Raw genomic sequence first — 20,071 nt, forward strand, 5'->3', positions numbered from 1 at the left:
TGCGCGGGATGCCGGCTCATGCGGCGCATCCGGTCTTGCGGGGCGGGGGCGGCTTTGCCAGCGCCTGGCGCAACACGTCCTCTCGCGGGCCGAAGGCGCGCAGTTGGCCGCCTTCGAGCATCAGCAGCAGATCGCAGCCCCGCACCGCGGCGGGACGGTGGGCGCTGAGCACGGTCATGCCGCCGGCGGCGCGATGGGTGCGGATCGCCTCGGCCAGGGCCGCCTCGCCTGCGGTATCAAGCCCTGCGTCGGCTTCGTCGAGCAGCAGCAGCAGCGGGGCGCCGAACAGCGCGCGGGCGAGGCCGATGCGCTGGATCTGGCCGACCGACAGGGGGGCACCGCTCTCTTCGATTGCGGTGTCATAGCCGCGGGGCAGGGCCAGGATCATCTCATGCGCGCCGGCGCGGCGGGCGGCGGCGATCACTGCGGCCGGGTCGTGCGAGGGGTCCAGCCGGGCGATGTTGGTGGCAAGGCTGGCCTCGAACAGCGGGACGCGTTGCGGGACATGGCCGATCAGCGAGGCGAGGCCGGGGCCATACTGGTCAAGGGCGGCGCCGCCAAACCGCACCGTTCCCGCGGCGATGGGCCAGGCGCCGGTCAGCGCGCGCAGAAGCGTGGTCTTGCCGGCGCCGGAATTGCCGATCACCCCGAGCACCTGCCCCGCGTCCAGCCGGAACGAGAGGCCGCGCAGCACCGGGCCTGCCGCGCCGGGGGGGACCACTGCAAGCTGCTGCACCTCCAGCATGGCCGGAGGGCGGGGCAGGTGCGTCGGCCGGGCGTGCTGAAGGCGGGAGGGCGCGGCCGGGGCAGCAGAGAGCCGAGCCCAGCCTGCGGCGGCATTTTGCAGGGCGGGCCAGCCGGCGATGACCTGCTCGATCGGGGCCAGCGCCCGAGCCGCCAGCACCGAGCTTGCGAACAGCGCGCCGGCGCCGATCTCGCCGCGCAGTACCAGCCAGGCCGCGGCGCCAAGCAGCACCGATTGCATTGCCTGCCGTGCGCCCCGCGCCAGCGCGGCATGCAGACCGGCGCGATCGGACAGGCGCAGCGCGCTGCGCAGGGCGGTGTCGCGCAGGCCTTGCCAGCGCGCGAGCGCCGCCGGGCCCAGGCCGAGGGCGGCCAGCGTTTCCGGCTCTGCCGCAAGGCGGGCTGCCAGCCGCGCCTCGGCCTCGGCATCGGTCTGCGCGGCGGCGAGCGGGGCGCGGAGGACGGCGCGGTTGCTGGCGGCGATGGCGACCAGCAGCGCGCCGCCGGCCAGTGCAAGCCCCCCCAGCAGCGGGTGAAAGGCGAAAAGCGGGAGCAGGAACACCAGCACCCAGGGCAGGTCCATCAGCGCGCCGGCCACCGGCAGCGACAGCGCCCGCTGCAACGCCTCAAGATCGGCAACCGCATCGGGCGCGGCGCCCCGGCCGAGCGCGGCCTCCAGCACCCGCGGCTCCAGCCGCGCGCGCAGCCTTGCGCCGATGCGGGCGATGATCCGTCCGCGCAGGGCATCGAGCGCAACCATGGCGGCATAGCAGGTCACGGCGATCAGCCCCAGCGCCGTCAGGGTCTCGACCGACTGCGCGCCAAGCACCCGGTCATAGACCTGCATGACGAAGATCGGACCCGTCAGCAGCAAGAGGTTTCCGGCGGCCGAGAACAGAACCACCGCCGCCAATGCACTGCGGCTTTCGGTCAGGGCCGCGCGCGGGCCGGTCCCGTCTGCCGCTGTGTCGTGTCGCGTCACGCGCGTCTCCCTACCTGGCCGCGGCGCGATGCGGCGGCGATCCGCCGAAAGGCGCCGAGTTTGTCACCCGATTGCCACAAGCGCCGCTGCAATGCGGCAGGTGGGGCTGGGCTTCGCCGCATCCGCGACTATCTTGCAACCATGCCCTCCAATGCATTGAGAATTCCTTTGACCCGTTTGTCCCCTGCTGTCGCCGCCGCCCCCCGCTGCGCTGTCCCTGCCCCCCGCCGTGGACGCAAGCCGGCTGTCCTGGCCGCCGTTCTGGCCTCGGCGCTGGCGCTGTCTGCCTGCGGAGGCGCCGAGGTGGTCAGCCGTGATGCCGGCTTCAACGACCCGGCCGAGGCGCATAACCGCCGGGTTCACGGGTTCAACAAGGGGGTGGACCGGGTGGTGCTTCGTCCCGCCTCGCAGGTCTATGGCACGGTGGTGCCGGGGCCGGTGCGCGGTGGGATCAGCAACTTCTCGGACAACCTCGGCCTGCCGGCGGCGGTGGTGAACAACCTTCTGCAGGGCCGGATCGAGCCTGCGGGCAAGAACGGCTTCCGATTCCTCGTGAACTCCACCTTCGGGCTGGGCGGGTTCCTCGACCCCGCCACCGACATGGGGCTGACCGAGGAAGATACCGATTTCGGCGAGACGTTGCATGTCTGGGGCGCGGGTGAGGGCTTCTATATGGAAACGCCGCTGCGCGGGCCCTCGACGGTGCGCGATACGGTCGGGGCGGTGGTGGACATCTTCCTCGACCCGGTGAACTCGTCTATCGACAGGCCTGAATCCAACTATGTTCTGGGCGCGAACGGGCTGTCACTTGTCGGTGATCGTTACCGCTATTCGGACACCATCGACTCCCTTCTTTATGAAAGTGCGGATAGCTATGCGCAGGCCCGGCTGCTGTATCTTCAGAACCGCCGGTTCGAGCTTGGCACCGAGGCGGAGAGCAACAGCGATGACCCCTATGATGACCCCTATGGCCAGTGAGACTGCCCGTGACACCGATGCGCCGCGCGGCCTGACCCGTCGCACGGTGATGATGCTGCTGGCCGGCGGCGTGGCCTTTGCGGCGCTCGCGCCGCGCGGCGCGCTGGCGATGGACACTGCCGAGGCGCGGGCGCTGATCGACCGCGCGGTGGGCGAGATCAACGGCGTGATCAATTCGGGCCAGAGCGAGACGGCGATGCTCGCCTCGTTCGAGCAGATCTTCGCGCGCTATGCCGATGTGGCGATCATTGCCCAAAGTGCGCTGGGGGTTGCGGCCCGTCAGGCCAGCCCGGCGCAGATGGCGGCCTTCACCCGCGCTTTCCAGACCTACATCTCGCGCAAGTATGGCCGGCGGTTCCGCGAGTTCATCGGCGGCAAGATCGAGGTCACCGGCGCGCAGCAGGTGAAAAGCTTCTACGAGGTCATCTCGACCGCCTATCTGCGCGGCGAGGCGCCGTTCGAGGTGCGCTTCCAGGTGTCGGACCGGTCGGGGCGCGACCTGTTCTTCAACATCATCATCGAGGGCGTGAACATGCTGGCCTCGGAACGCACCGAGATCGGCGCGCTTCTGGATGCGCGGCGCGGCAACCTTGACCAGTTGATCGCCGACCTGCCTGCATTGGGCTGACGGCGCCTGACAGGATTTGCAGCGGGGCGGGGGAAAACCTCCGCCCTTTGCTATTCGGGGCCTTGGGCCTCCAGCGACAGGTCTTCGACGATCTCGCCGCGCACGCCCTTCAGGGGCGCGTCCTCGGTATGGCGCAGCAGGTAGTCATAGGCCGCGTCATGGCTGTCGAAGGCCATCGGCGCGCCGGAGGTCGAGAAGTCCTCGCCGGATGCCAGCAGCTTCATATGGGGCGCGGCCCCCATCACGATCACGAATTTGGCCATTGGGTCGCTCCTTGCTTTGGGTCAGGAGACCAGTCGTCGGCGGCGGCGGGTGGCGACGCCGCTGGCGATGGCCTCGGCGATGTCGGCGCAGGCGGTGATGCCCTGCACGAAGGGCCGGTCATGCATCAGGTAGGGAATCGAGCCGAGGAAGACGCGGCCCGCAAAGCCCCTGGCGCCGATCAAGCTGTAATCCTCGGCGACCTCGGGGATCTCCTCCCCCGCGTCCAGCAGGGCGCTGCGCAAGGTAGGGAAGGGCATGTCCTTGCTGCTGAGCGGCTTCTGGCCACGGGCGTCGATGAACACGTGGAAGACATGGGTGTCCCTGGCGGTTTCAATGACCGTGCGGCTCTGTTCCCGCGTCAGGTCATAATCCTCGCCCAAGGCCAGGACCGACAGGATCCCGGCATCGCGCAGGGCCAGCAGGCGGCGGATGGATTCGGACGGGACGGCGGCGTAGTTGTCGACGAAGACCTTCTTGAGGCCCTTGTCCAGCCGCTCGCGGTCGTGTTCCGGCAGGTCGGCCACGATCTCTTCCACCCGCTCATGCATCCGCAGCAGGGCATAGCGCCAGGGCACGGTGACCTTGTCGGCCTTGTTGCGCTCTACCTCCTCAAGGTTGCTGCGCGCCCAGCGGAACGGGTCCGCCGCCTCGCGCGCGGCGAAATAGGCATCCGCGAAACTGTCGGCATCGAGCCCGCCAAGGCCGATGCGCATTGCATAGGCAGGATCGGCCTGCATGATCTCGGCGCGCACCAGATCGAACAGCGCGTCCAGCGGTTCGGGCTGCTTGGCGCAGGCGGCGACGGCGGCTTCGGTCATCACCGCCAGCGGCTCGTAGGGCAGGGGGCAGTAGAAATCCGCCTCCGGCAGGACCCCGGAGCGGGACATCAGCGTTATCTGCAGGCCGGTGCCGGAAGGGTGGAAGCTCAGTTCCCCGTCCTTGCGGCGGAAGCGGCCATGCTGGCCCGCCACGGCCATCGCCGCGTCGATGGCGCTGAGCGAGGTACCCATGATGCCGACGCTGGTGGCGGGGATCTCGGCCTCGATCAGGCCGGACCAGGGGCTGGGGAAGTACGTGCGGCTGGCTTCATCCTCATCCGGGAACTCATGCCCGGTGGCGAGGATCACCCGGTCGAAGGGGCCCGCCTCGCCCTGCGACGTGTGCAGAAGGAGGCGGTCCTCGGTGGGGAGGATGTCCAGCACCTCGGTGCGCTCGCAGATGTCGATCTGGTGGCCGGCCTGCCCGGCGCTGGTGGTCAGGGTCAGCAGCTGGTCGCGGAAATACTCGCCAAGCAGCAGGCGGGGCGTGAACTGGCGGTCATGCAGATCCTCCGCGTCAAGGCCATAGGAGGCGAGCTTGCCGGTGGGCTGATCCTCCAGCCAGTCGAGATAGGAGGTGGTCACCGGCGGGATCTCGATGCTGGCGATGTTGGCGAGCATCGACTTGCTGACCGTCTCGGGCGAATAGGGCATGCCGATGCCGGCCTTGTCGGCCTTCTCGAACAGCGTCACCGAAAGCGGGGCGGGGGACTGAAGGAGTTGTTGCAACGTGTAGATGCCGGTCGGGCCCGTGCCGACGATTGCGATGCGCTGTGTCATGATGTCCCGGATGTTGGCAGCACCGAAACGCGCGGGGAGGGGCAAGGTTCCGGGCGGTGGGGCCCTTGATCTGTATCAGGGTGGGGCAACGCCAGTGGCGCTACCCTGCGCAGGGATACACGCGACGGGCGCCGCCATGACTATCCTTACCCTGACCTCCGAGAGCCTGCAGCACGAGCATATCTGCTGCGCGATCGCGGACCGGAAATGCGCGCAGGGCTACGGCGCCAAGAAGCGCTGGCTGGCCGAGCAGCATGCGCACGGCTACCGCTTCAGCCGCCTTGATGCCCGCGGCAAGGTGTTCATCGAGTATGGCCCGGGCGAGCAGGCCTGGATGCCGGTGATCGCACCGGGCTGGATGGTGATGGGCTGCTTCTGGGTCTCGGGCCAGTTCAAGGGGCAGGGGCATGGCCGGGCGCTGCTGCAGACCGCGCTGGAGGAGGCCCGCAAGCTGGGCCGCGCCGGCCTGGTCTCGATCGCGGCGCGCAAGAAGATGCATTTCCAGAGCGACGGGGCCTGGCTGCTGCGGCAGGGCTTCCGCGAGGTCGACTCGCTGGACAATGGCTTTACGCTGCTGGCGCTGGCGGCAGACGGGGCAGGCATCGCCGAGCGGCCGCAGTTTGCAGACAGTGCCCGATCCGGCCCTGGGCCAGAGGCGAAGGGGGTGACGGTCTATTACTCCAACCGTTGCCCGTTCACCGAATTCCATATCGGAACCTCGCTGGCAGAGACCTGCGCCAAGCGGGGCCTGACCCCGACCATCGTCAAGCTGGACAGCGTGGAGGCGGCGCAGTCGGCACCGACACCGGCCACGATCTTCAGCCTGTTCCTCGACGGGCGGTTCGTGACGACCGACCTGGGCGTGTGCATGGACAGCCGGTTCGACAGGATCGTTGCCGGCGCGCTGCGGTCCTGAACGGCGCTACCCCTCAGTTCCGCCCCAGAATCCCGCCCAGCACTTCCATCAGGATCTGCTCTGCCACATCGGGCTCGCGCTGGCGCTGCGGCTGGGGTTGCTGCTGCGGCAGCGGGGCTGTCTGGGCCTGCCATTCGGCGCCTGGCACGGGTTGCTGGTCGGGGGCGGGGGTGTCGGGGGCCTGGCCATAGGCCTCGGTCGGCAGGTCCATCGGCAGTTCGTGGACCGGCAGGCCCTCATGCACCCGCACCATCACCTCGCGCCAGATCTCGGCCGGCAGGCCGCCGCCGGTCACGCCCGACAGCGGGGTGTTGTCGTCATAGCCCATCCAGACGCCGGCGACATAATCGGCGGTGAAGCCGATGAACCAGGCATCGCGCGCGGCCGAGGTGGTGCCGGTCTTGCCCGCTGCCGGACGGTCGCCCAGATTGGCGCGCCCGCCGGTGCCGCGGTCGATCACCTGGCTCATCATGTAGACCAGCTGCCGGGCCGCGGTTTCCGAGATCACCCGCTGGCCAAAGCCGCCGTCCTGGCCCATCAGCGGCACCTCGTCGCCCTTCAGGCGCAGCTCGAGGATGCCGTAGGGCTTGACCGCGGTGCCGCCGTTCAGGAAGCCGGCATAGGCGCCGGTCATCTCGATCAGCGTCGATTCCGAGGCGCCAAGCGCCAGCGCCGGCCCGTCGGCAAGGTCATGGGCAAAGCCGAGATCGGTGGCGATCTTGCGCACGAGGTCGCGGCCCACGGCTTCCTGAATGCGCACGGTCGAGGTGTTGACCGACTGCGCCAGTGCGGTCAGCAGGTCGATCTGGCCGCGATACTTGCCCTTTTCGTAGTTCTGCGGCGACCAGGGGCCGGAGCCCGGGATGTTGATCGTCAGCGGCTCGTCCATCACGGTCGAGCTTGGCGGGTAGCCCATCTCAAGCGCGGCGGCATAGACGAAGGGCTTGAAGGTCGACCCGGTCTGCCGCTTGGCCTGCGTCGCGCGGTTGAAGCTGCCAGCGGCGGCGGTGTTGCGCCCGCCGACCATCGCCCGCACCGCGCCGTCGGCGGACATCACCACGATGGCCGCCTGCGCCTTGGAGCCTTCCTTGAGCTTGGTCTCGAACACATAGGCCAGCGCACCTTCGGCCGCGGCCTGCAGGCGTTTGTCCAGCGTGGTGCGGATGATCACGTCCTCGGTGGTGTCGCGGGTCAGGAAGTCGGGGCCCGATTCCATGATCCAGTCGGCGAAATAGCCGCCGGCCTGCTGCGCGGCCGCCTCGGACAGGCGGGCGGGGTTGGCGCGTGCGTCATCGGCCTCGGCCTTGGTCAGGTAGCCCTGATCCTCCATCAGCCCGATGATCAGGTTGGCGCGTTCCTGCGAGCGTTGCAGGTTCGCGGTGGGGGCATAGCGCGAGGGCGCCTTCAGAAGGCCCGCCAGCATCGCCGCCTCGGCCGGGGTGACGTTCGCGGCCGACTTGCCGAAATAGCGCTGCGCCGCAGCCTCGAAGCCGCGGGCGCCGGCGCCCAGATAGGCGCGGTTGAGGTAGATGGTCAGGACGTCGGCCTTGCCGTACTTGGCCTCCATCGCCATCGAGAACGGTACTTCCTTGAGCTTGCGCCAGACGGATGAGGCGCGGCAGTCAGCCTCATAGGCGGCCTCCGACTCCCACTGGCTGGCATCGTAGGGCACGCCGAGGCACAGGAGCTTGGCGACCTGCTGGGTGATGGTGGACCCACCATTGCCCTCCAGCGCGCCGCGTCCTTCGGACAGGTTGATGCGGATGGCGCTGGCGATGCCGCGCGGGCTGAGCCCGAAATGCTGGTAGAAGCGCTTGTCCTCGGTGGCGATCACCGCGTTGCGCAGATGCTCGGACACGGTATCCGAGGTGACCTGCCCGCCGAAGGTCTCGCCCCGCCAGGCAAACACCTGATCGGAATTGTCGAGCATGGTGACGGACCCGCGGGCGCGGGCGTCGAGCAGCGAGTCCACCGGGGGAAGCTGGGTATAGAGGTACCAGGTGACGATGCCGAGGCCCGCCGCCACCAGGGCGGTGACGCGCCAGCCGATTCCCCAGATCGTCCGCCAGATGCCGCGGAACAGCCCGCCGATGAGTCGCACGATGGGGTTCGAGGACCGCCGCCGCGCCGGGGCGCGGGTGCGCGCGCTTTGCGCCGCCGGCTTGGCTGGTGCCTTGGCCGCGGGCTTGGCAGCCGGCTTCTTGGCGGTGCCGCGCACCGCGCCATAACGCCGGTCTGCCACCAATGGTGGCTTTTTCCCGCCCGATCCCGTCATCTTGCGCCCACCTGCCCGATACTGCTGCCACGCGCGGGCAAGAGCCCGGCCTTCATTGGTGCGAGTCCGGGCAGTGCCCGGCTGTCGTTTCTTTGTCCCGGACAATACAGGCAGCGCGCCCGGTTGTGGAGCGGTTTGCCTTCACGATTCGGTTTGTGTGCCGCGCAAAGTTTCATCACTTCGCATGGATTGTGCAAATTTTGTGCAAATACGCCTGTGTCGCACCCTGCGCAGGCTGCGCGATTCCTTGTAACGCGGGCGTGAAAGCGGCCTTCTGCGGCCGTGGGTTGGCCTTGGCGCCTCCCGACGAGGCGCTGCCAAAGGAAGGGATAACGAACGTGAAACTCATCATCGCAGCCATCAAGCCGTTCAAGCTCGAGGAGGTGCGCGAAGCGCTCACCGCCATCGGCGTGCGCGGCATGATGGTGACCGAGGTCAAGGGCTTCGGCTCGCAATCCGGTCACACCGAGATTTACCGCGGCGCCGAGTATGCCGTGAACTTCGTGCCGAAGGTCAAGCTGGAGATCGTGGTCAGCGATGCCCTGGCCGATCAGGTCGTCGACACGATCCAGAAGACCGCCAAGACCGACAAGATCGGCGACGGCAAGATCTTCGTGCTCGACGTGGCACAGGCCGTGCGCGTCCGCACCGGCGAAATCAACGACGACGCGCTCTGAGAGCCAGGGAACAGGGGAAGTAACAAGATGTCGAACTTCAAGAAACTCTCGGGGCTCGCGGCGCTGATGGCGCTGTCGGCGGCCCTGCCTGCCTTCGCGCAGGACGCGGCCCCCGCCGCGGAAGCCGTGGCGGAGGCAGTGACCGAAGCCGCCCCGATCATCGAAAAGGGCGACGTGGCCTGGATGATCACCTCGTCGGTGCTGGTGCTGTTCATGACGGTGCCGGGACTTGCGCTGTTCTACGGCGGCCTGGTGCGCACCAAGAACATGCTGTCGGTGCTGATGCAGTCGGTGGTGGTTGCGGCGCTGATGATGGTGATCTGGGTCATCTACGGCTACTCGTTCGCCTTCGGTGGCGGCACCTCGCCGTTCTGGGGCGGCACTGCGAAGATGTTCCTGTCGGGCGTGACGCTGGACAGCACGGCCGCCACCTTCTCGGACGGCATCGTGCTGCCGGAATACATCTTCATCGCGTTCCAGATGACCTTTGCGGCCATCACCCCGGTGCTGATCATCGGCGCCTTCGCCGAGCGGATCAAGTTCTCGGCGGTGCTGGTGTTCTCGGCGCTTTGGGCGACCTTCGTGTACTTCCCGGTCGCGCACATGGTCTGGGATGCGGCTGGCCTGATCTTCAACATGGGCGCCATCGACTTTGCCGGCGGCACCGTGGTTCACATCAACGCCGGTGTCGCGGCGCTGGTCGCGGCGATCGTCGTCGGCCCGCGTCTTGGCCTTGGCAAGGACATGATGGCCCCGCATTCGATGACGCTGACCATGGTCGGCGCCGGGATGCTGTGGGTTGGCTGGTTCGGCTTCAACGCCGGCTCCAACCTGGAAGCGACTGCCGGCGCGACGCTGGCCGTGCTGAACACCTTCCTCGCCACGGCTGCCGCGATCCTGGCCTGGTGCCTGATCGAGGTCATGTCGCGCGGCAAGGCTTCCGGCCTTGGCGCGGCCTCGGGTCTGGTGGCTGGCCTCGTCGCCATCACCCCCGCCTGCGGCACCACCGGCCCGATGGGCGCGATGGTCCTCGGGTTCGTTGCCTCGGGCGCGTGCTACTTCTTCGTGGCGGTCGTGAAGAACAAGTTCGGCTATGACGACAGCCTCGACGTGTTCGGCATCCACGGCATCGGCGGCATCGTCGGCGCCATCGGCACCGGCATCCTGGCGGCGGAATCGCTGGGCGGCACCGGCTTCATCACCGAAGCCGGCACCATGGGCTCGCAGGTCATGGCGCAGATCAAGGGCGTGGCGATCACCATCGTCTGGAGCGGCGTCGGCTCGCTGATCCTGCTCTACATCACCAAGATGCTCACCGGCGGCCTGCGGGTCACCGCGGATGACGAGCGTCGGGGTCTGGACCAGACCTCGCATGGCGAAAGCGCCTATCACAGCTGATCGCGCGGGCCCGGCCTTGTGCCGGGCCGGCCAGACACTCCCGCGCGGCACCTCCTCCCGCTGCGCGCTTCCTGAAGGCGGGGCTTCGGCCCCGCCTTTTTTCGTGTGTCGGGGGACATGTCAGAGGGCAGCGCCCGTCCGCCGGGTGGGCGAGCAACAGCGGTTCTAGGCACTTTATGGTGCGGCATACCCCCCAGAATTTCTAGGGGCTGGCGTTGCAAAGCGCCCGCCCGAGGGGGCGGACGGGCGCTGCCCGGCGGCGCCAAGGCGCCGTGTTCCGGGCATAGAAGGTTTCGCTAACTCAGATCCCGCAGTCCAGAATCGCCTGCGCCAGCACCGGCACCGTCCTGGCGTTCAGCCCGGCGATGTTCAGGCGGCTGTCGCTGACCATGTAGATGCCATGCTCGGCCCGCAGCCGTTCCACCTGTTCGGGCGTTGCCCCAAGGCGCGAGAACATGCCCCTGTGCTGCGCCAAGAACCCGAAGCGGTCGGAACCGGAGCGGTCCCGCAATTCCCGCGCCAGATCCTCGCGCAGGCGCAGCATCGTCTGGCGCACCTCTTCCAGTTCGCTCTCCCACTCCGCCCGCAGCGCCGGGTCGCCCAGGATCATCGTCACCAGCCGCGCGCCATGGTCGGGCGGGAAGCTGTAGTTCTGCCGGTTGAGGAAGGCGAGCGTGCCTTGCGTCAGGTCGCGCACGCCCGTATCCGGTGCCAGCGCCAGCAGTACCCCGGTGCGTTCGCGGTAGATGCCGAAGTTCTTGCTGCAGGAGGCGGCGATGAGCACTTCGGGCAGGGCCTCCGCGATCAGCCGCGTGCCGGCGGCATCCGCCTCCAGCCCGTCGCCAAAGCCCTGATAGGCAAGGTCGATCAGCGGGATTGCCCCGGTCCGCTCCAGCACCGCCGCAACCTCGGCCCATTCCGGCAGGGTCAGGTTGGCGCCGGTCGGGTTGTGGCAGCAGCCATGCAGCAGCACCACATCGCCGGGGGCGACACGGCCCAGATCCTCGATCATCGCGGCAAAGGCGACACCGCGGGTCTCGGCGTCGAAATAGCGGTAGGTGGCCTGCTTCATCCCCAGATAGGAGATGATCGAGGGATGGTTCGGCCAGGTCGGGTCCGACAGCCAGACGGTGGCCTCCGGGTTCGCCAGCCGGATCAGCTCCAGCGCCTGCCGGATCGCGCCGGTGCCGCCGACGGTGGCCGCCGCAGCCAGCCGCGCGCCCGGGTAGTCCGGCCCCAGGATCAGACCGGCCATCGCCGCGCCAAAGGCGGGGTCCCCGGCCAGCGCCACATAGGTCTTGGTGGTTTCGGCCTGCCACAGCAGCTGTTCGGCCGATTTCACCGCGCGCATCACCGGCGTCAGGCCGCTCGCATCCTTGTAGACGCCGACGCCCAGGTCGATCTTGCCGGCGCGGTCATCGGCCTTGAACTGGCCCATCAGCGCCAGGATCTTGTCCGCTGCCTGCGGTTTGAGGTTCGCCAGCATCCGCTTATCCTTTCGCCACCCGAAGGTCGCCATACATGCCCCATTCGGCCCAGGAGCCGTCATAAAGCGCGTGGTCGCGGTGCCCGATCCGTTCCAGCGCCAGGTTGAGGATCGCGGCGGAGATGCCCGATCCGCAAGAGGTGACCGCCGGTTTCTGCAGATCGACGCCCGCCGCCACGAACTCCGCCTTCAGCGCCTCGGGCGCCTTCATCGTGCCATCGGCATTCAGAAGCCGTCCGAAGGGCAGGTTCTTCGAATTGGGGATATGCCCCTGCCGCAGCCCGGCCCGCGGTTCCGGCTCCTCGCCGCGGAAGCGGCCTTCGCTGCGGGCGTCGATGATTTCCCAATCGCCCAGCTTCGAGGAAGCGGCGACTTGCGTCACATCCTTCACCAGCTGCGCCTGCCGCTGCACGGTCATGTGCCGGTCGCGCACGAAGGGCGGCAGATCCTCGATCATCCGGCCCTCGGCCCGCCATTTCGGCAGCCCGCCATCCAGCACCGCGACATCCATCTTGCCCATCAGCCGGAAGGTCCACCACACGCGCGGCGCCGAGAAGATGCCGGCGCCGTCATAGATCACCACCTGATGCCCGTCGCCGATGCCCATCGCGCGCATCCGGCTCATGAACTTCTCCACCGGGGGGAACATGTGCGGCAGCTCCGAGCGCTGGTCTGCGATCTCGTCGATGTCGAAGAAGCGCGCGCCGGGGATATGGCCTTCGTCGAACTCGGCCTTCGCATCGCGGGCCATTGCCGGCAGATACCACGAGGCATCGAGGATGCGCAGATCGGGATCGCGCAGATGCGCGTCGAGCCAGTCGGTGGATACCAGAGTCTTCGGATCGTCCATGGCTTGCCCTTCCCGTCAGGTGGTCTGAAATCCGTTCCCGTCTATCGCGGCAGGCCTTGCCGGGCAAGCGGGGAGGGGGCTGTCAGCGCCCGGTGCGGGTGGCGATCATGCTTGGCCGATGTGCCATCTGCTGCCACCAGAGTGCCAGCACCGGCCTTGCGGCCAGCAGCGCCGCTCCCTCGGGCGCAGAGGCAAAGGCCGCGATCATCGGCGCCAGATGCAGATCGGCCAGCGACAGCGGCCCGCCCGCCAGTTGCAGCGCCTCGGCGGCAATGGCCTCCAGCGCATCCAGCACCGGCCCGGCAGTGGCAAGGCCCGCCGCAACTTCGGCCGGGTCGGGCGCGAGGCCCTCAAACGGCCGGAACACCAGATGCGCATAGACTTGCCGCACCAGCGGCCAGTAGCCATGGGCATCGGCAATGCCGATCACCTGCGCCATCCGCGCCGCGGCGCGCGGATCCGCCGGCACCAGCGCCGGGCCCGGAAAGGCGGCATCGACATAGCGCAGGATTGCGGCGGTCTCGTAGAGCGTGAAGCCGTCATGCTGCAGCACCGGCACCCGGCCGAACGGGTTCAGAGCGAGCAGAGCGGCAGGGGGAGGATCGGCGAAGGGATCAGCCTCGGCCAGGTCATGCGCCACGCCCTTTTCGATCAGCGCCAGCCGGGCGATCCTTGTGTAGATGCTGTAGCGATATCCGGTCAGCCGGATCACTGATGCCCCTGCTTCATGATCCGGGATTTCTGCCGGTCCCAGTCGCGCTTGGCCTCGGTGGCGCGCTTGTCGGCCAGCTTCTTGCCCTTGGCGACGCCGATCTTCAGCTTGGCCATGCCCTTGTCATTGAAATACATGACCAGCGGCACAAGGGTCATCCCCTCGCGCCCGACGGCCTGCCACAGCCGCGACAGCTCCTTGCGGCTGACCAGCAGCTTGCGCCGCCGCCGCTCCTCATGCCCGAAGACGCCGGCCTGCGAATAGGGCGCGATATAGCTGTTGATCAGCCACAGCTCGCCGCCCTCGACGCTGGCATAGCTCTCGGCGATGTTCGACTGGCCCTTGCGCAGCGATTTCACCTCGGAGCCAAGCAGCATGATCCCGGCCTCGAGATCGCTCTCGATGGCATAATCGAACCGCGCGCGGCGGTTCTCGGCGATGACTTTGGAATTGGGATCGTGCTGTACGGCCATGATCGGCCCGAGATAGGGGCTGGCAGCTTCCCTGTCCAGTGCCCCTTCCGGCTTCTTGCTGGCCCAAATATCCGCAGAGGGGTGCCGGGGAGGGGCGCGCCCCTCCCCGGCCGGGGGGTGCGGGGGGCTGGCCCCCCGCCCTTCGGTTCGTCAGATCAGCCCCGCATGGCGCATCGCAGCATCGATCCGCGCCCGCGTCGCGTCCAGCAATCCGGTCAGCGGCAGCCGAACCTCCTCGCTGCACAGGCCCAGCTTCGACAGCGCGTATTTCGCGCCCACCAGCCCTGGCTCGAGGAAGATCGCCTCATGCAGCGGCATCAGGCGGTCCTGATACTCCAGCGCGAGCGCATAGTCCCCGGCCAGCGTCGCCGCCTGGAACTCGGCACAAAGCCGCGGCGCCACGTTGGCGGTGACGGAGATGCAGCCGACCCCGCCATGGGCGTTGAAGCCAAGCGCCGTCGCGTCCTCGCCCGACAGCTGGATGAACTCCGGCCCGCAGGTGATGCGCTGCTGGCTCACCCGCTCCAGCTTGCCGGTCGCGTCCTTGACGCCAACGATGCGCGGCAGCCTGGCCAGCTCTCCCATCGTTTCGGGCGACATGTCCACCACCGACCGGCCGGGGATGTTGTAGATGATGATCGGCAGCGCGCTGGCATCGTGCATCGCGGTGAAATGCGCGATCAGCCCGCGCTGCGTGGGCTTGTTGTAATAGGGCGTCACCACCAGCGCGGCATCGGCGCCCACCGCCTCGGCGTGCCGGATCAGGCCGATGCCCTCGGCCGTGGCATTGGACCCGGCCCCGGCGATCACCGGAATGCGGCCGGCTGCGGCCTCCACCACCGCCTCGATCACCGCGCCATGTTCCTCATGGGTCAGGGTAGGCGACTCGCCGGTCGTGCCCACCGGCACAAGGCCGCTGGAGCCTTCGGCGATATGCCATTCGACCAGCTTCTTCAGCGTGTCATAGTCCACTGCGCCGTTCTTCAACGGCGTGACCAGGGCAGGGATGGACCCTTTGAACATGACACGCTCCATATGGTTGGGCCGGGGCACTTGCTGACTCGGCCGGGTGATCGCGGCGGAACCTAGCGATCTGCCGCGCACTTGCCAAGTTTGTGTGTTGTGGCTGGCGGCGCTGCCGGTAGGATTGTGCCAAACCAAGAAGCAGCAGCCGAAGTCCAGATGATCCGCACCGCCCTGACCCGCAGCCATGTCCTTGCCGCGACCCTGTCGCTTGGCCTTGCCGTGCCCGGAGTTCAGGGGGCGGCGCAGGCGCAGGACGCCGCGCCGCCAGCCGCCCCGCGAGAAGGCAGTCAAGCCCCCGCCCGCGCGGCCTCGCCCCCGCCCGCGGCGCCCCCATCCCCGGCGCTGGTGCTGGAAGTCACGCGTTCTGCCGAGGATCCCGCCGCGCTCGGGCAGGCGCTGATCTCCGCGGCGCGGGGCGATTGGCCGGTGGCGATGGGGCAGGCGCGGCTGGCGGGGCCGATCTCGTCGGACATCGTCGAATGGCAGCGGCTGCGCGCGGTCAGCGGCAATGCCACCTTCGCGGAGTTTGTCGCATTTCTGGAGCGCCGCCCCGACTGGCCCGGCCTGCCGCTGCTGCGCAAGCGCGCCGAGGCGGTGATTCTGGAGGGCGAGTCGGCCGAGGGTGTCCTTGCCTTTTTCGCGGCCGGCGCGCCGCAGACCGGCACCGGCAGCCTCGCGCTGATGGCGGCGCTGACCGGGGCGGGCCGCGCATCTGAGGCCGAGGCAGAGGCGGTGCGGGCCTGGCGCGATCTGGCGCTCACCGAAGACGAGCAGGCGGCGCTGCTGGCCCGTGCCGGGCCTGCGCTGGCCGAGCATCATGGCGGGCGGCTGGCGGTGGCGCTGGACGCGGGCCGCCTCGCCGAAGCGCGGCGGATGCTGCCGCTGGTCACCCCCGGCACCCGCGCCGTGGCAGAGGCGCGCATTGCGCTGCAGGCCCGGACCCCGGGCGTGGATACCCTGATCGCGGCGGTGCCAGAGCATATGGCCGCCTCGCCGGGGTTGGCGAAGGACCGCTTCCGCTGGCGCATCTCGCGCGATCTTTATGACGAGGCGTCGGACCTGCTGCTGGAACGCTCGACCAGCGCCGAGGCGCTTGGCGCGCCGCAAGGCTGGGCCAGCTGGCGCGCGACGCTGGCGCGGCGCGAGATGCGGGTGGGCGATCCGGCCCGGGCCTACCGCATCGCCTCCACCCACCATCTGACGAGCGGCAGCAGCTACGCCGATCTGGAATGGCTTGCAGGCTACATCGCGCTGCGCAAGCTGGATGACCCGGGCACCGCCCTGACCCATTTCGCCCGCTTCCGCGATGCGGTGGCGAGCCCGATCAGCCTTGGCCGCGCCGGATACTGGCAGGGCCGCGCCTATGACGAACTCGGCCGCGACGAAGAGGCCCGCGCCGCCTATGCCTTCGCCGCTGAATACCAGACCGGCTTCTACGGGCTGATGGCCGCCGAACGGCTGGGCCTGCCGCTGGACCCGGCCCTTGCGGGGCGCGAGGAGTATCCGCCGCTGGACGGCGCCGCCTTCGCCGCCACCTCTGTCTTCGAGGCGGCCGAGCTGCTCTATGCCGCGGGCGAGGGCGATCTGGGCGAGCGGTTCTTGCTGCATCTGGCGGAAAGCCTCGCCCCCGAGGACTTGCAACGGCTGGCGGGTCACGCCCTGCGCCAGCAGCGGCCGCACCTGGCGCTGATGGTCGCCAAGGCCGCCGCCGCACAGGGGCTGGTGCTGCCCGCCGCCTACTTCCCGCTGAACGGGCTGGAACAGATGGACCTGCCGGTGGCGCCGGAACTGGCGCTGTCGATTGCCCGGCGGGAAAGCGAGTTCGACATCGACGTGATCAGCCATGCCGGGGCGCTTGGCCTGATGCAGGTGATGCCGGGCACGGCGAAGATGATGGCGACCGCCACCGGCCAGCCCTATGCGGCCGGGCGGCTGACCTCGGACTGGCGCTACAACGCCTCGCTGGGGGCGGCTTACCTCGCGCAACTGACCGAGGAGTTCGGCCCTGCCACGGCGCTGGTCGCCGCCGGCTACAATGCCGGGCCGGGCCGCCCGCGGCAGTGGGTCCGTGATCTGGGCGACCCGCGCACGGGCGCGGTCGATGTCATCGACTGGATCGAGGCGATCCCGTTCACCGAGACGCAGAACTACGTGATGCGGGTGGCCGAGAGCCTGCCGATCTACCGCGCGCGGCTGACGGGCGAGGCGGGGCCGATCCAGATCACCAAGGACCTGACGGGGCAGTAGCGGTCAGACTGCCGCGCCCTTCTTGCGGGCGCGCCACAGGGTGAACAGGCCCGCCCCCACCACGATGACCGCGCCGATGGCGACGTTCGCCCGCAGCGTCTCGCCGAACAGCGTCAGCCCCAGCAGGGTCACGAACACCAGCTGCAGATAGGCGAAGGGCTGGATCGCGCTGGCCTCGGCCACCTCATAGGCGCGGATCAGCAGCCAATGCCCGGCTGATCCCATGATGCACAGGCAGGCCATCCAGACCCAGTCGGCCATCGTCATCGGCTCCCAGAACCAAACGCCGACCAGCGTCATCACCACGGCGCCGGACACCCCCGTCCAGAAGAAGCTGACCGAGGCGGCATCGTTGCGCGAGACATAGCGGGTCAGAAGGCCGTAGAGCGCGAACATGAACGCCGCCAGCAACGGGATCAGCGCGAGCGGCGAGAACACCGCCACCCCGGGCTGCAGGATCACCAGCATCCCGGCAAAGCCGATGCCGATCGCCGTCCAGCGCCGCCAGCCGACCTTTTCCCCCAGCACCGGGCCCGACAGCGCCGCCACCAGCAGCGGGTAGCAGGTGAAGACGGCGTGACTTTCCACCAGACCCAGGGTGATGAAGGCCTGCACCATGATGCAGACCTCGGCCGCCAGCAGAAGCCCGCGGAAGACCTGCACGCGGGGATGGGCGGTGCGGACCGCGGCGCGCAGGCCGCCCGGCGCCCGGGCTGCCACCGCCATCACGAAGGCGGCGAAGAACCAGTAGCGGATCATCACCACCATGTAGATGTTGTATTCGGCGGCAAGGTGACGCGAGATCCCGTCCTGCACCGAAAACACGAAGGCGGCGCCGATCATCAGCCAGATGCCAAGGCGGGTGTTCTGATCGGTCATGTCGCCTCGCGGGGGGATTCTGGGAGCGCAAAAATCGGGGGGCGCAGCACGCCCACGCTCATGTGCCGCTTATGGCCGTGGCCCGGGCGACGTTCAACCGCAAAGCCCGCCGCCTCGAGGCCCCGGCGCACGAACCCGGCAGCGGTATAGGTGGCAAAGGTGCCGCCCGGCGCAGTGTGGCGGGCAACCTCGGCCATCAGCGGCTCGCCCCACAGCTCGGGGTTCTTGGCGGGGGAGAAGCCGTCGAGGAACCAGGCGTCGGCCTGGCTTTCCCACGCGGGCAGGGCGGTGCGCGCGTCGCCGATGAGGATGGTGACGCAGATGCTGCCGAGGTCGAAGCGCCTGTGGCCCGACGCCCAGGCCGCAAGGAACGGGTCCGCCACTGCCCGCGCCTCGGGGAAGGCATCGAGGGCGCGGGCGATGTCGGCGGCGGGCAGGGGGAAGGCCTCGAAGCTGGTGTAGTGCAACGGGCCGTGCTGGCCCTGGTGGGCGATCAGCGTCGCCATCAGGTTCAGCCCGGTGCCGAAGCCAAGCTCGGCAATGCGGAAGCCGGGGGTGAAGCGGGCGGGCAGCCCGTTGCCGGCCAGAAACACATGCCGGGTTTCCGCCAGCCCGTTGCCAAGGCTGAAATACGGGTCGTCGAAGCGCTCGGACACCGGAACAAGACCGTCCCGCCATTGCACGCCGCTGCTCTGGTTCTTGACGGTCATCTGCCCTAGTCCTGTTCGCGGCGATCCTGACGAAGAGGTGGCGGAAGTTCAATGGCAGGTCAGGCAGATGTGACGGTGCATGGCGCGGGGATCTTCGGGCTGGCGACCGCTTGGGAATGCACCCGGCGCGGGGCGCAGGTGCGGGTGATCGAGGCGGCGCGGATCGGGGCGGGATCGTCCGGGGGCCTCGTCGGCGCGCTGGCCCCGCATGTGCCCGAACAATGGAACCCGAAGAAGGCCTTCCAGCTGGAGGCGCTGCTGATGGCCGAGCGCTTCTGGGCCGAGGTCGCGGCGGCGGGAGGCTGCGATCCCGGCTATGCCCGCACCGGACGGCTGCAGCCGCTGGCGGATGCGGCGGCGGTGGATCTGGCCCGCGCCCGCGCCAAGGGTGCCGAGGCGCTGTGGCAGGGCCGGGCGGAATGGCGGGTGATCCCGGCCGAGGCCGATGGCTGGTCGCCGGCTGCCGGATCGGGCTTCGTGGTGCAGGACACGCTGACGGCGCGGATGGCACCGCGGCGGGCGGCGGCGGCGCTGGCGGCGGCAATCCGCGCGCGAGGCGGTGAGATCGTGGAGGGGGGCGGGGCCGAACCCGAGGGCCTGCAGGTCTGGGCCACGGGCGCGGCCGGGTTGGCGGCGCTCTCTGCCGATCTGGGGCGCAACGTCGGCGGGGCGGTCAAGGGCCAGTCGGCGCTGCTGCGCCCGGCGCTGGACGTGCGCGCCCTGCCGCAGATCTTCGCTGAATCGCTGCATATCGTCCCCCATGCCGATGGCAGCGTCGCCATCGGATCGACCTCGGAGCGCGAGTTCGACGCGGCGGACAGCGTGGACGCGCAGCTGGAGGCGCTGATCGCCAAGGCCCGCGCGCTCTGCGCGGCGCTGGCAGAGGCGCCGGTGCTGGAGCGGTGGGCCGGTGCCCGTCCCCGCACCCGAACCCGCGCGCCGATGCTGGGGGAGTGGCCGGGGCGGCCGGGGCATTTCGTCGCCAATGGCGGCTTCAAGATCGGCTTCGGCATCGCGCCGAAGGTGGCGGAGGTGATGGCCGATCTGGTGCTGGAGGGGCGCGACGGGGTGCCGGACGGCTTTCGGGTGGAAGATAGCCTCTAGACCTTTTGCCCGGATTCAAGGCGCCTTGGCGCCGCCGGGCAGCGCCCGTCCGCCCCCCCGGGCGGGCGCTCCCACCGTTCCGCGCAGAACAACGGTGGAAGTCAGCCGCACCATAAAGTGCCTA

General features: G+C 69.1%; 18 protein-coding genes. 7 read left to right on the top strand and 11 right to left on the bottom strand.

What is annotated here, in order from left to right:
• Positions 1 to 16: 16 nt before the first annotated feature.
• A complete protein-coding gene (locus GVY41_RS02155) occupies positions 17 to 1,726 on the bottom strand; it encodes a type I secretion system permease/ATPase (protein ID WP_161342911.1) in 1,710 nt (569 codons plus the stop codon).
• A 177-nt stretch (positions 1,727 to 1,903) separates the two neighbouring features.
• Here GVY41_RS02155 and GVY41_RS02160 point away from each other — a divergent pair, with 177 nt between their 5' ends.
• Positions 1,904 to 2,704: an MlaA family lipoprotein gene (locus GVY41_RS02160; protein WP_229725908.1), complete on the top strand. Its 801-nt coding sequence runs from the start codon at positions 1,904 to 1,906 to the stop codon at positions 2,702 to 2,704.
• Positions 2,694 to 3,332 (top strand): MlaC/ttg2D family ABC transporter substrate-binding protein, encoded by a 639-nt coding sequence (locus GVY41_RS02165; protein WP_161342914.1) that lies wholly within the window; start codon positions 2,694 to 2,696, stop codon positions 3,330 to 3,332. Before GVY41_RS02160 ends, GVY41_RS02165 begins: the two co-directional genes overlap by 11 nt.
• A gap of 50 nt (positions 3,333 to 3,382) precedes the next feature.
• Here the strand turns inward: GVY41_RS02165 and GVY41_RS02170 are convergent, their stop codons facing one another.
• Entirely contained in the window at positions 3,383 to 3,595 is a 213-nt protein-coding gene (locus GVY41_RS02170) for a hypothetical protein (RefSeq protein WP_161342917.1), read from the bottom strand.
• Positions 3,596 to 3,616: 21 nt separating this feature from the next.
• Complete coding sequence (locus GVY41_RS02175) at positions 3,617 to 5,194, bottom strand: FAD-NAD(P)-binding protein (protein ID WP_161342919.1); 1,578 nt, start codon at positions 5,192 to 5,194, stop codon at positions 3,617 to 3,619.
• 136 nt (positions 5,195 to 5,330) lie between these two features.
• Between GVY41_RS02175 and GVY41_RS02180 the strand changes: the two genes are divergently transcribed.
• Entirely contained in the window at positions 5,331 to 6,110 is a 780-nt protein-coding gene (locus tag GVY41_RS02180; RefSeq protein WP_161342921.1) for a GNAT family N-acetyltransferase, read from the top strand.
• 13 nt (positions 6,111 to 6,123) lie between these two features.
• Here GVY41_RS02180 and GVY41_RS02185 read toward each other — a convergent pair whose 3' ends face one another.
• Entirely contained in the window at positions 6,124 to 8,385 is a 2,262-nt protein-coding gene (locus GVY41_RS02185; RefSeq protein ID WP_161342923.1) for a transglycosylase domain-containing protein, read from the bottom strand.
• A 338-nt stretch (positions 8,386 to 8,723) separates the two neighbouring features.
• On the opposite strand from GVY41_RS02185, the gene GVY41_RS02190 reads away from it, so the two are divergent.
• Positions 8,724 to 9,062: a P-II family nitrogen regulator gene (locus tag GVY41_RS02190; protein ID WP_161342932.1), complete on the top strand. Its 339-nt coding sequence runs from the start codon at positions 8,724 to 8,726 to the stop codon at positions 9,060 to 9,062.
• Between the two features lie 27 nt (positions 9,063 to 9,089).
• Complete coding sequence (locus GVY41_RS02195; RefSeq protein WP_161342934.1) at positions 9,090 to 10,460, top strand: ammonium transporter; 1,371 nt, start codon at positions 9,090 to 9,092, stop codon at positions 10,458 to 10,460.
• A 301-nt stretch (positions 10,461 to 10,761) separates the two neighbouring features.
• Here the strand turns inward: GVY41_RS02195 and GVY41_RS02200 are convergent, their stop codons facing one another.
• From GVY41_RS02200 to dapA, 5 genes are all read right to left on the bottom strand, one after another.
• Positions 10,762 to 11,946, bottom strand: a complete 1,185-nt coding sequence (locus GVY41_RS02200) for an amino acid aminotransferase (RefSeq protein ID WP_161342936.1) — start codon at positions 11,944 to 11,946, stop codon at positions 10,762 to 10,764.
• 4 nt (positions 11,947 to 11,950) lie between these two features.
• Complete coding sequence (gene sseA, locus GVY41_RS02205) at positions 11,951 to 12,796, bottom strand: 3-mercaptopyruvate sulfurtransferase (protein WP_161342938.1); 846 nt, start codon at positions 12,794 to 12,796, stop codon at positions 11,951 to 11,953.
• A gap of 82 nt (positions 12,797 to 12,878) precedes the next feature.
• Positions 12,879 to 13,508 carry a glutathione S-transferase family protein gene (locus GVY41_RS02210; RefSeq protein WP_161342940.1) on the bottom strand — a complete coding sequence of 210 codons (630 nt, stop codon included), beginning with the start codon at positions 13,506 to 13,508 and terminating at the stop codon, positions 12,879 to 12,881.
• Positions 13,505 to 13,981, bottom strand: coding sequence for an SsrA-binding protein SmpB (smpB, locus tag GVY41_RS02215; RefSeq protein WP_161342942.1), 477 nt, complete (start codon positions 13,979 to 13,981; stop codon positions 13,505 to 13,507). Before smpB ends, GVY41_RS02210 begins: the two co-directional genes overlap by 4 nt.
• Before the next feature lie 150 nt (positions 13,982 to 14,131).
• Positions 14,132 to 15,004 (bottom strand): 4-hydroxy-tetrahydrodipicolinate synthase, encoded by an 873-nt coding sequence (gene dapA / locus GVY41_RS02220; RefSeq protein WP_161342944.1) that lies wholly within the window; start codon positions 15,002 to 15,004, stop codon positions 14,132 to 14,134.
• A 159-nt stretch (positions 15,005 to 15,163) separates the two neighbouring features.
• Between dapA and GVY41_RS02225 the strand changes: the two genes are divergently transcribed.
• Entirely contained in the window at positions 15,164 to 17,254 is a 2,091-nt protein-coding gene (locus GVY41_RS02225) for a lytic transglycosylase domain-containing protein (protein ID WP_229725886.1), read from the top strand.
• A gap of 3 nt (positions 17,255 to 17,257) precedes the next feature.
• On the opposite strand, the gene GVY41_RS02230 is transcribed toward GVY41_RS02225, so the two are convergent.
• Positions 17,258 to 18,133, bottom strand: coding sequence for a DMT family transporter (locus tag GVY41_RS02230; protein ID WP_161342946.1), 876 nt, complete (start codon positions 18,131 to 18,133; stop codon positions 17,258 to 17,260).
• On the bottom strand, positions 18,130 to 18,843 hold the full coding sequence (mnmC2, locus tag GVY41_RS02235) for a tRNA (5-methylaminomethyl-2-thiouridine)(34)-methyltransferase MnmC2 (RefSeq protein ID WP_161342948.1): 714 nt from the start codon (positions 18,841 to 18,843) through the stop codon (positions 18,130 to 18,132). Before mnmC2 ends, GVY41_RS02230 begins: the two co-directional genes overlap by 4 nt.
• A gap of 51 nt (positions 18,844 to 18,894) precedes the next feature.
• Here mnmC2 and GVY41_RS02240 point away from each other — a divergent pair, with 51 nt between their 5' ends.
• On the top strand, positions 18,895 to 19,947 hold the full coding sequence (locus GVY41_RS02240) for an NAD(P)/FAD-dependent oxidoreductase (protein ID WP_161342950.1): 1,053 nt from the start codon (positions 18,895 to 18,897) through the stop codon (positions 19,945 to 19,947).
• Positions 19,948 to 20,071: the final 124 nt, after the last annotated feature.

The sequence above is a fragment of the Frigidibacter albus genome (assembly GCF_009908165.1).
GTDB lineage: Bacteria > Pseudomonadota > Alphaproteobacteria > Rhodobacterales > Rhodobacteraceae > Frigidibacter > Frigidibacter albus.

What these genes read in the sequence shown, in the direction of transcription:
- GVY41_RS02165 (WP_161342914.1), top strand. Translation starts at nt 2,694, where the DNA reads ATGGCCAGTGAGACTGCCCGTGACACCGATGCGCCGCGCGGCCTGACC.
- GVY41_RS02170 (WP_161342917.1), bottom strand. Translation starts at nt 3,595, where the DNA reads ATGGCCAAATTCGTGATCGTGATGGGGGCCGCGCCCCATATGAAGCTG.
- GVY41_RS02175 (WP_161342919.1), bottom strand. Translation starts at nt 5,194, where the DNA reads ATGACACAGCGCATCGCAATCGTCGGCACGGGCCCGACCGGCATCTAC.
- GVY41_RS02180 (WP_161342921.1), top strand. Translation starts at nt 5,331, where the DNA reads ATGACTATCCTTACCCTGACCTCCGAGAGCCTGCAGCACGAGCATATC.
- GVY41_RS02185 (WP_161342923.1), bottom strand. Translation starts at nt 8,385, where the DNA reads ATGACGGGATCGGGCGGGAAAAAGCCACCATTGGTGGCAGACCGGCGT.
- GVY41_RS02195 (WP_161342934.1), top strand. Translation starts at nt 9,090, where the DNA reads ATGTCGAACTTCAAGAAACTCTCGGGGCTCGCGGCGCTGATGGCGCTG.
- GVY41_RS02200 (WP_161342936.1), bottom strand. Translation starts at nt 11,946, where the DNA reads ATGCTGGCGAACCTCAAACCGCAGGCAGCGGACAAGATCCTGGCGCTG.
- sseA (WP_161342938.1), bottom strand. Translation starts at nt 12,796, where the DNA reads ATGGACGATCCGAAGACTCTGGTATCCACCGACTGGCTCGACGCGCAT.
- smpB (WP_161342942.1), bottom strand. Translation starts at nt 13,981, where the DNA reads ATGGCCGTACAGCACGATCCCAATTCCAAAGTCATCGCCGAGAACCGC.
- dapA (WP_161342944.1), bottom strand. Translation starts at nt 15,004, where the DNA reads ATGTTCAAAGGGTCCATCCCTGCCCTGGTCACGCCGTTGAAGAACGGC.
- GVY41_RS02225 (WP_229725886.1), top strand. Translation starts at nt 15,164, where the DNA reads ATGATCCGCACCGCCCTGACCCGCAGCCATGTCCTTGCCGCGACCCTG.
- GVY41_RS02230 (WP_161342946.1), bottom strand. Translation starts at nt 18,133, where the DNA reads ATGACCGATCAGAACACCCGCCTTGGCATCTGGCTGATGATCGGCGCC.
- mnmC2 (WP_161342948.1), bottom strand. Translation starts at nt 18,843, where the DNA reads ATGACCGTCAAGAACCAGAGCAGCGGCGTGCAATGGCGGGACGGTCTT.
- GVY41_RS02240 (WP_161342950.1), top strand. Translation starts at nt 18,895, where the DNA reads ATGGCAGGTCAGGCAGATGTGACGGTGCATGGCGCGGGGATCTTCGGG.